Origin of the sequence: Actinomadura sp. 7K534 (genome assembly GCF_004348575.1) — a bacterium.
Taxonomy (GTDB): Bacteria; Actinomycetota; Actinomycetes; order Streptosporangiales; family Streptosporangiaceae; genus Spirillospora; species Spirillospora livida.
Map to the genome: position 1 here is coordinate 1 of NZ_SMKB01000357.1, position 5449 is coordinate 5449.

The 5449-nt window shown below is 74.0% G+C and carries 8 protein-coding genes; 3 read left to right on the top strand and 5 right to left on the bottom strand.

What is annotated here, in order from left to right:
- On the top strand, nt 1–923 hold a 923-nt coding region (locus E1266_RS35230), incomplete at its 5' end, for a dihydrolipoamide acetyltransferase family protein (RefSeq protein WP_132054610.1).
- Nucleotides 924–930: 7 nt separating this feature from the next.
- On the opposite strand, the gene E1266_RS35235 is transcribed toward E1266_RS35230, so the two are convergent.
- The 5 genes from E1266_RS35235 to E1266_RS35255 form a co-directional block, all read right to left on the bottom strand.
- Nucleotides 931–1779: a SigB/SigF/SigG family RNA polymerase sigma factor gene (locus E1266_RS35235; RefSeq protein ID WP_132054612.1), complete on the bottom strand. Its 849-nt coding sequence runs from the start codon at nt 1777–1779 to the stop codon at nt 931–933.
- Nucleotides 1776–2159, bottom strand: a complete 384-nt coding sequence (locus tag E1266_RS35240) for a peptidoglycan-binding domain-containing protein (RefSeq protein WP_165966337.1) — start codon at nt 2157–2159, stop codon at nt 1776–1778. Before E1266_RS35240 ends, E1266_RS35235 begins: the two co-directional genes overlap by 4 nt.
- Nucleotides 2160–2375: 216 nt before the next feature.
- Nucleotides 2376–2726 (bottom strand): hypothetical protein, encoded by a 351-nt coding sequence (locus E1266_RS35245; RefSeq protein WP_132054616.1) that lies wholly within the window; start codon nt 2724–2726, stop codon nt 2376–2378.
- Nucleotides 2723–3463 (bottom strand): hypothetical protein, encoded by a 741-nt coding sequence (locus tag E1266_RS35250; RefSeq protein WP_132054618.1) that lies wholly within the window; start codon nt 3461–3463, stop codon nt 2723–2725. Before E1266_RS35250 ends, E1266_RS35245 begins: the two co-directional genes overlap by 4 nt.
- A gap of 120 nt (nt 3464–3583) precedes the next feature.
- Nucleotides 3584–3817, bottom strand: a complete 234-nt coding sequence (locus E1266_RS35255; RefSeq protein ID WP_165966338.1) for a helix-turn-helix domain-containing protein — start codon at nt 3815–3817, stop codon at nt 3584–3586.
- Nucleotides 3818–4025: 208 nt separating this feature from the next.
- On the opposite strand from E1266_RS35255, the gene E1266_RS35260 reads away from it, so the two are divergent.
- Nucleotides 4026–4517 carry a hypothetical protein gene (locus E1266_RS35260; protein WP_132054622.1) on the top strand — a complete coding sequence of 164 codons (492 nt, stop codon included), beginning with the start codon at nt 4026–4028 and terminating at the stop codon, nt 4515–4517.
- Nucleotides 4518–4611: 94 nt separating this feature from the next.
- Nucleotides 4612–5449: hypothetical protein (locus E1266_RS35265; RefSeq protein WP_132054624.1), on the top strand; the 838-nt coding region annotated here is incomplete at its 3' end.

Sequence of the window (5449 nt, forward strand, 5' to 3'; positions counted from 1 at the left end):
CAGTGTCGGGGCGGGCGGCGTCCGCGCCCGAAGCGGCGCCCCGGCGGGAAGTGCCGCGGGTCATCTCCCCCGTGGTGCGGCGGCTGGCGGGCGACAACGGCGTCGACGTCGGCGCGCTCACGCCCAGCGGGCCCGGCGGCGTCGTGCTGCGGCGGGACGTCGAGGCCGCGATCGCCGCCGCGGCGCGGCCGCGGGAGCCGGGCCCGCTCCGGGGCGCCCCGTCCGGGGACGGCGAGGTGCGCGTGCCGCTCCGGGGCGTGCGGCGGACGGTCGCCGACAAGCTGTCGCGCAGCCGCCGGGAGATCCCCGACGCGACGACCTGGGTCGACGTGGACGCCACGGCCCTGCTGCGGCTCAAGCGGGACATCGGCCGCGCCGACCCCGGCGCGGGGGTCGGGACGCTGGCGCTGATCGCCCGGGCCTGCGTGGCGGGGCTCCGCCGGTTTCCCGAGCTCAACGCCTACCTGGACACCGAGCGGCAGGAGATCGTGCAGCTGCCGCGGGTGCATCTCGGGTTCGCGGCGCAGACGGACCGGGGCCTCGTCGTCCCGGTGGTCCGCGACGCCCAGGGGATGACGCTGGCCGAGCTCGCCGCGGCGCTGCGGGAGCGGACGGACGAGGCCCGCGACGGGCGGATCGCCCCCGGGGACCTCACCGGCGGCACGTTCACCGTCAACAACTACGGCGTCTTCGGGGTGGACGGCTCCACGCCGATCATCAACCACCCCGAGGCGGCCATGCTCGGTGTCGGGCGGATCACCGAGCGGCCGTGGGCGCACAAGGGGAAGGTCCGGCTGCGCAAGGTGACGCAGCTGTCCCTCACCTTCGACCACCGGGTCTGCGACGGCGGCGCGGCCGGGGGCTTCCTGCGGTTCGTCGCCGACTGCGTGGAGCGTCCCGGGGTCCTGGTCACGCACATGTGAGCGGGTGTCACCGGGACGGCGTGCCGGGCAGCAGGCCGCGGCGGAGGTGCAGCAGGGTCTTCGCGAGCAGCCGGGAGACGTGCATCTGGGAGATGCCGAGCCGCTCGCCGATCTGCGCCTGGGTCTGGTCGCCGAAGAAGCGCAGCGAGAGGATCGTCCGCTCCCGTTCCGGCAGCTCCGCGAGCAGGGGGCGCAGCGCGTGCTTGTCGAGGCACAGGTCCAGGGCCGGGTCGTCGGTGCCGAGATGCTCCGCCACGGTGCCGGGTTCCTCCTCGGTGACGCCGCCCGCCGGGGCGTCCAGGGAGAGCGGCCGGTACGCCTCGCCGGCCTGCAGCGCGTCCAGGGCCTCCTCGTGGCTGATGCCGACGTGGTCGGCGAGTTCGGCCGTGGTCGGGTGCCGGCCGTTGGCGGCGGCGAACTCGCGCTTGCCGCGCTGCAGGACCGGCCGCAGTTCCTGGACGCGGCGCGAGACGCGCACCCCCCACGTCCTGTCCCGGAAGTGGCGTCGGACCTCGCCGGCCACGACCGGGTAGGCGTAGCCGTAGAACCTGTTGCCCCGGTCGTGGTCGAAGCGGTCGATGGCGGTGATCAGCCCCACGTAGGCGACCTGCAGCAGGTCCTCCAGCGGCTCGCCGCGGCCCGCGTAGCGGCGCGCGATGCGCCGGACGAACGGGGTGTTGAGCGAGACGATCTCGGCGCGGAGCCGGTCCCGGCGGGGGTCGTCCGGGGCGAGGCGGTGCATCCGCTCCAGCAGGACGTGGGTGCGCAGGTCCGCGGCGGCGTCGCCGAACCGGCCGCCGGGCGGCCCGCCCGCGGCGGCGGCCTGCGGGGCGCGCGGGGGTGCGTCGTCGGTCATCGCCAGGTCGCGGCCCAGGTCAGGGGGTCGATCACTCCGTCGGCCCGGAGGCCCGCGCGCCGCTGCAGGGACTCGGCGACCTTGCGGGACCGCGGCCCGTACCAGCCGTCGGGCTTCAGCAGGTAGCCCTTCCTGCGGGCCTGCCGCTGCCACAGTTCGACGTCCATGCCGTGCATCAGCGGCCGCCCGGGGCCGGGGTACTCCAGCAGGCGGTGGGGGAACGGCGGCATCCCCCGGATCACCTGGGCGATGGTGCGCCGGGGACGGCGGTGCCTCCCGCGGGCGCCTGCCTGCGGCCACGGCTGCCGCCGCGGCGGCGTCTCCAGTTCGGACGGCGTGGCGGCGTCGACGGACTGCCACACCTCGAAGCCCATCGGCATCTCTTCTCCTTGCGTGAACAGGGGCGGGCGTGCGGACGTGGAAAGCGCCGGCGGCCACACCGTGGGCGCGGTGCGGCGTGGCCGCCGGCGGCGGCAGGTCTCGTCCCCCATGCGGGACCTGCCTCCGGAGGTCGTCTCCTCCTCCCCCCTTTGCCGGAGGAGACGACGTGGTCGGAAGTCGCCTGAAGGGTCAGGCGGTGGTGCGGGGCGGGGGCGTCAGGGCGCGTCCCAGCCGTGCAGCCGGACGACCCGCCGGAGTTGCTCGGCGTGGGCGCAGCCCGCCTCACTGGGCAGGGACTCCCAGCGTTTGACCAGGTCGAAGCAGGCTTCGCGGAGGGCGTGGTGCTCGCGGAGCACGGCCGATCCGAACGCCTCGGCGCGGTCCTGGGCCGCGGCCGCCTCGTCGCGCTGGGCGACGATGAGCCGCACGGCCCGCTCCGCCCGTCCGAGTTGGACCAGCGTGTCGGCCTCCTCGCGGTCCCGGTTGCGGCGGTGGCGGGCGATGCCGGCGGTGAAGGCCGCCGCGAGCGCCGCGGCGAGGGGGACGAGCCAGGCCCCCGCGCTCACCGCGTCTCCTCCTGGGGCTCGCCGGGACGTCCGCCGCTCCCGGCCGGCACCGCCGGGAACGGCGGCGCGTCCTCCGCGGCCGGTCCGCCGGGCCCGGCGCCGTCATCGGCCGGGGGCACCGGCCGGACGGACGCCACGTCGTCGAGCAGCGGCCACGCGAAGGGGACGCCGTCCTGGTCGAGGAGCGTGATCTGGCCTCCTTCGACCGACCCCAGCACCCCGGCATGGCAGGTGCCGCCGGTGCCCTCGACGCGGACCCGGTTCCCGACCAGGGCCGCGTAGGCGCGCGGCACGGGGGCGGGGGGCTCGGCCGCGGGTTCCGGTACGGGCGGCGGCCCCGGGGACAGCGCGCGGGCGCGGCCGTCCGCGTGCAGGGCGACGACGTGGGCCGCCGCGTACAGCGCGCGCATGGACTCGGCCAGCCTGCCGAACTGCTCCGGGGAGGCGTCCGGGGGCAGCGCCAGCCGGAGGTTGCCGATCGCCAGGCCGAGACCGGAGTGCTCGTCGTCGACCTCGCGGATCTGCCCCGGCGCCGGGACCGGCGCGGCGCCGTGCGCGATGGCGAGGAGGAACTTCGCCTCGGCGGCGAGTCCCTGGTGGCGGTGCATGTCGTCCCTGGCGGCGTAGGCCGCCTTCCGGTGGTTCTCCAGCGCGTCGCCGGCTCGTTCGGCGGCCGCCTCGTGGGCGGCGGCCGCGGCGCCGAGGTCGTCGATGATCGCTTGGCCGAGCCAGGTCATCGGACACCTCCGGTCCGTGCCGCCCAAGGGGAAGCAGTGCTCATTCGGGTCGTCCTCTAGTGGTGCTGCGTCAGGTGGTGCGGCGTCGTCGTCCACGGCCGGCGGTGCGCGGCCGGGACCTCACGGGCGGGGCTCGACCGGGCAGGCGCCCATCTCCTTGATCGCTTCCAGGTCCTCCTGGGCGAAGCGGAACAGGCGCTTGCCGTAGCGGCGGTGCGGGATCTCGCCGCGGCTCGCCGCCCGGACGAGCCAGTCACGGGTGAACGACGTCAACTCGGCGGCTTCCTGCGGTGTGTAGAGGAGCCGGTCGGTAGGGATGTCAGTAGGGATCTCGCTGCCGGGAGAGCTCAACATGCAGAGCACCATAACGCATCTCAATGCGTCTCGCAGCCTCGTAACGCGTTTTAACTAACTCGCGCGTGTCGAGATGCGGCAGAGCGTGCGGGTAGCCCGCGACACGCGCCGAAAACGCGTTACCACTCTTCAAAGTCCGTTTTTCTCCGGTAGCATGCCCGCGTGCCGGGTGTCCCCGCTCCCGGCCACGGGGAAGGAGTTCCGTCAATTGAGCGATCTCGATGAGCGGGATCACCCGCCCGAGGCATGGCGGCGGCTCGGCCGGATCGTGCGGCGCCGCCGGATCGAACTCGGCTTCGGCTCGCAGGCCGGCCTCGCCGCGGAGGGAGGGCCGTCGCTCTCCGTGGTCAACAAGATCGAGACCGGCCGCGGCAGGGACTACACCGACCGCGTGATCATCCCGCTGGAGGACCGGCTGGCGTGGCGCCGGGGCAGCTTCCGGGCCGTCCTGGAGGGCGGCGAGCCGGAGTGCCTCGACACGGCGTCCGCGGCGACCGCGGCCGAGCCGGGCGAAGGGGGGTACCCGGCCGAAGTGGCCGGCGACCCGTTCCTGCGCTTCATCTGGGACGCGCCCGCGGCACTCGCCGACGACGAGGACAAATGGGCCGCCATAACCGGCGTACTGCTCAGGCGCATGCGGTCGATGCCCAGAGCAGCGGAGGAACTACCCGACCATGGGCGGAAGGCCGGGGGAATATAGTTTCGGCGGCCGGGAACGGGCATTCCAAGGTCATTTCTGTGCGCGACGTGCCGTCGGGGGCACGGCCGGCGCGGATGACGCAATGGGAGATGCCGTGGATTCCCCTGACGAACAGCTCCTCAAGCAGACAATCGAACGCCTGACCCAAGAGAACGCGAAACTCCGCAGCCAACTGGCGGTGACCGAACAATGGAACCCGCCGCTCGAACTCGAACACGCGTTCCGCACGGCCATGGGCTGGGAGTGCATCACGGTCCCGCTCATACCCGAAGAGCCGACCCTTATCCTCATCAGCGGCACGGAACCCGGCACCGGCGGGGACGGCGCGGCGGCCGGCGAAGTGTGGCGCCACCTGCAGACCGCGGCGCCCCCGCGCGGCCGGATCGGGCCCTACGCGCGCGCCCAGATGCCCGGCCGGCTCCTCGGGTACCTGCGGGTGCACGGCGACCGGACCGTCATCGTCCTCAACCGGGATCTGCGGCGCGGGCAGGTCTCCCGCGCGGCCAGGATTCTGCGTTCGAACGCGAAGATGCGCCATCCCCGTCTTCTCGAACTGTCCGCCGTTCCCTTGCTGGCTCTATGCGCGCTATACCAGGGCGGTTCCGCAAAAAGCCTCGTCGGGCTCAGTGCCGCGGCGGCGCCGGCCGCGACCATCGTGCTGTCGATAGCGATTGCGCCGTCCACCGGCCCCTACCCGGAAAATCAGCCGTCCATCGGACGAACGCACCCCACTTCCCACGTCACGCAGAGCGACGGAAAAACTGCACGGAGATCATCTGAACCGCCGGAATCATCTGCGGAGAAATTGAGAAAGACGCTCGCCGCCGAGTCCTCCGGGACGACCCGTGCCGCCCCGGCGCCCGCCTGCCCGGATCCCGTCGTTCCGACCGGCCGCCCGCCGATGCCCACGCCCACTCCGTCCGCGTCGCCGT